This window comes from Alcanivorax sp. HI0044 (assembly GCF_001634945.1).
Window position 1 is genome coordinate 1 of record NZ_LWEZ01000581.1, and the last position, 701, is coordinate 701.

A 701-nucleotide genomic window follows, 5' to 3' on the forward strand; every position below is an offset into this window, starting at 1 on the left:
GGCTCTGTCCACCGACAACCTGGCTAAAGGCTACTTCGGTGACGAAGGCATGCTGGCCTACGTTGCAGGCGTTCAGCGTAAGGAAATCCGTCAGGGTATCGCTACTGTGAAGCACCAGGACATGGCCGGTTCCAACATCGGTGATGACCACAAAGAGTACTTCTCTGGCGAAGCAGCACTGAAAGCTGGCGGTAAAGACAACACCATGGGTCAGTTCGAGAACAACTAAGTCTCGATAGATTCAAGGCAAGTCTTTAAGAGGCGGCCCCCGAAAGGGGGCCGCTTTTTTTGTGCCGGAAAAAGAAGCATTGCGGTCAGCCAGTGGGCGCCGCAGATCGACGGGGTGGCAACTTACGGTGTACGTACACTTAGCGTGGCATGGGTTTGCATGACGCCCCCTTCCCCTTCACACACGCAGTGGTCACGTTGAGGGGGAGAATGATCACCCGGGCCCAGAGGCACAGCCTCGGTGCGGTCACTGCTGTGCACATGGCCGCTTCGGCAGGTGTACTGCCTTTCGGCAATGGAGGGCAATACCGTCATCCCGCTGGTATTTTCCGCCTTCCAGGCCACATCCGTACAGTGCTTGTGATTGTTATAACGGACGTACATCACGATGCCCTCCACCGCAGTAAAACGCTGGTAGTCTCCCCATTCCGCCAGAGTGGACGAAACCAGAAGCGGTTGTGCCAACCAAAAAC

Annotated in this window: 1 protein-coding gene and 1 pseudogene; one reads left to right on the forward strand and one right to left on the reverse strand. The window is 56.2% G+C overall.

All coding sequences use genetic code 11. The features are described 5' to 3' along the window. Positions 1 to 229, forward strand: a pseudogene (locus A3730_RS07015) (isocitrate lyase); the annotation flags it as partial. 122 nt (positions 230 to 351) lie between these two features. On the opposite strand, the gene A3730_RS31225 reads toward A3730_RS07015, so the two are convergent. Further along, positions 352 to 701 (reverse strand): hypothetical protein (locus tag A3730_RS31225; protein WP_197477340.1); only part of this gene is annotated, 350 nt, incomplete at its 5' end.